Raw genomic sequence first — 2708 nt, forward strand, 5'->3', positions numbered from 1 at the left:
GGCGGCCCTTGTACCGCTGCATCAGCAACTCCACGTCGGCGAGTTTGAGGTCGGTTGCGCGGGCCAGTGCGTCCATCGCGGGTACAGCCACCATGGTCGGGTACCAGCAGGCCAGGTCAAGTGCCGTGCGGGGCGGGATAGTCACTGGCACGCCGGCAATGGTCTGGATCTCATCAAGCTCGAACGCGGTGGTATGCACCGCCAGACCGCTGAGGCGATGCCGATTGTCGTGGATGAGCTCGGCTGGCCGCGTCACGTCCACCCATTTGCTGCCGTGCAGCGCCGCGGCGGAGAATCCGGCAACTACACCGCGACGACCTGACCATAGCCACGCGGCCGTGGCGCGGTCGACGGCGGTGACCTCGCTGTGGCGCGATATGTAGACGTCGCGAAACAACCGCGTGTGGTACGTGGCCAACTGGCCCTTGGTCAGCGCGCCTGCAGCGAGGGCTTCGCTGCCGATGAATGGCTCCCCCATGTGCGAAGGCTGGCACGACTGGGCAATTACGTCACTTCACCGACGGTCCCCCGCGCAAGCGTGAAGCTACGTTCACCGCGGGGCGCCGAGAGTGCACCTAACTTCACGCTGGGCGACGTGCGTGCTCGGCGAGCTGGGCTAGCCCAGGATCAGGCCCGACGTGGGGACGCCGGTGCCGGCGGTGACGAGCACATGCTCGACGTTCGGCACCTGATTCACCGAGGTACCTCGCAGTTGACGAACACCCTCCGCGATGCCGTTCATGCCGTGGATGTAGGCCTCACCGAGCTGACCCCCGTGCGTGTTGGTGGGCAGCCGCCCACCGATCTCGATGGCACCGTCAGCGATGAAGTCCTTGGCCTCGCCCTTGCCGCAGAAACCCAACTCTTCCAATTGAATCAGCGTGAACGGCGTGAAGTGGTCGTACAGGACAGCGGTCTGGATGTCGGTCGGCTTCAACCCGGACTGGGCCCACAGCTGCCGGCCGACCAGACCCATCTCGGGCAGGCCGTCGAGCTCGGGCCGGTAATAGCTGACCATCGTGTACTGGTCGGGGCTGGAGCCCTGCGCCGCGGCCTGGGCAACAGCCGGCCGATGCTTGAGGTCCTTCGCTCGCTCAGCAGAAGTCACTACGATCGCGACGGCGCCATCGGTCTCCTGGCAGCAGTCCAGCAGCCGCAGGGGCTCGGCGATCCACCGTGAATTCTGGTGATCTTCAATGGTTATCGGTTTCTCGTAGAAGTAGGCCTTCGGGTTCTTGGCGGCGTGCTTGCGGTCCGCCACCGAGATGGCGCCGAAGTCGCGGCTGGTGGCGCCCGACAGGTGCATGTAGCGCTTGGCGATCATCGCCACTTGCGCAGCAGGTGTGCTCAAACCGTGCGGGTACGAGAACGAGTTGTCCACGCCGGTGGAATCGGCGTTTTCGGTGAGCCGGGTCTGCACCTGCCCGAAGCGCATGCCGGAGCGCTCATTGAACGCCCGGTATGCCACAACGACATTGGCGATACCGGTGGCGACGGCCATCGCGGCTTGCTGGACGATCGCGCACGCCGCCCCGCCGCCGTAGTGGATCTTGGAGAAGAACGTCAATTCGCCGATACCGGCCGCGCGCGCCACGGCGATCTCGGTGTTGCTGTCCATCGTAAAGGTGGTCAGCCCGTCGACATCAGACGGATTCAGCCCGGCATCGGCGAGGGCATCCTGCACCGCCTCGGCCGCCAGCCGCAGCTCGCTGCGGCCAGAGTTCTTCGAGAAGTCGGTCGCGCCGATGCCGACAATCGCGGCTTTACCGGACAGCACTACGCATCCCCGATCGTCAGCGTGGTCGTGGCGATCACGTGATCGCCAAGGCTATTGCGGCCTACCACTTTCACGGTGATCAGCCCATCCTCTATCGCGGTCACTTCACCGGAGAACGTCACGGTGTCGTAGGCATACCAGGGCACGCCCAACCGCAGGCTGATTGACTTGATCAACGCCGAGGGTCCAGCCCAGTCGGTCACATACCGCTGCACCAGCCCCGTGTCGGTGAGAATGTTGACGAAAATGTCCTTCGAGCCTTTGGCCTGGGCCTTGTCCCGGTCGTGGTGCACATCCTGAAAGTCGCGAGTGGCCAGCGCCGTCGAGATGATGAACGTGGGATCGCCGTAGACCGACAGCTCCGGCAGCTTGGCGCCGACGTCCACAGCTGGGGCGCTCATGCGTCCGGCTCCCAGGCATACAGCGTCCACTCAGGGCCATTGTCGCCGGCCGGGAAGTCGATATAGATTGCGCGAACGGGCATTCCGATCTCTACCTTCGCGGGGTCGACATTACGCAGTTCGCCGAGCATACGTACGCCTTCATCGAGCTCGACGAGCGCGATGACGAAAGGCAGTGTGCGGCCGGGCACTCTCGGCGCATGGTGCACCACAAAACTGAACACCGTGCCCTTGCCGCTGGCCACCAGATAATCGATCGGGGCTTCTTTGTCCTGCCACACCGCGGGCACCGGCGGATGCTGCAGGCTACCGTCGGGGCGCCGCTGGATCCGCAGCTCGTGGGCGTTGACGCCGTCCCAGAAGAACTTGGTGTCGCGCGACGCCGCGGGCCGCATCATGGTACCTGGGTCGAGATCCTCGGGTACCGCCGGTTTGTCGCTGTCCTTCGGTCGGAATTTGAGGATGCGCCAGTTCATTTCGGCCACATCCTCATCGCCGACCTGCCACACGATGTGCTGGTTGATGAACCA

The 2708-nt window shown here is 64.5% G+C and carries 3 protein-coding genes and 1 pseudogene; all 4 read right to left on the bottom strand.

Annotation, left to right across the window (positions count from 1 at the left end; all coding sequences use genetic code 11):
* Positions 1-478, bottom strand: a pseudogene (locus VFA16_RS16200) (hypothetical protein); the annotation flags it as partial.
* Between the two features lie 138 nt (positions 479-616).
* Entirely contained in the window at positions 617-1777 is a 1161-nt protein-coding gene (locus VFA16_RS16205; RefSeq protein ID WP_324968801.1) for a lipid-transfer protein, read from the bottom strand.
* Positions 1777-2178, bottom strand: a complete 402-nt coding sequence (locus VFA16_RS16210; protein ID WP_324968802.1) for a MaoC family dehydratase — start codon at positions 2176-2178, stop codon at positions 1777-1779. Before VFA16_RS16210 ends, VFA16_RS16205 begins: the two co-directional genes overlap by 1 nt.
* Positions 2175-2708 (bottom strand): Zn-ribbon domain-containing OB-fold protein (locus VFA16_RS16215; RefSeq protein ID WP_324968803.1); only part of this gene is annotated, 534 nt, incomplete at its 5' end. The genes VFA16_RS16215 and VFA16_RS16210, both read right to left, overlap by 4 nt.

The sequence above is a fragment of the Mycobacterium sp. genome (assembly GCF_035653355.1).
In the GTDB taxonomy this organism is placed as follows: Bacteria; Actinomycetota; Actinomycetes; order Mycobacteriales; family Mycobacteriaceae; genus Mycobacterium.

What these genes read in the sequence shown, in the direction of transcription:
- VFA16_RS16210 (WP_324968802.1), bottom strand. Translation starts at nt 2,178, where the DNA reads ATGAGCGCCCCAGCTGTGGACGTCGGCGCCAAGCTGCCGGAGCTGTCG.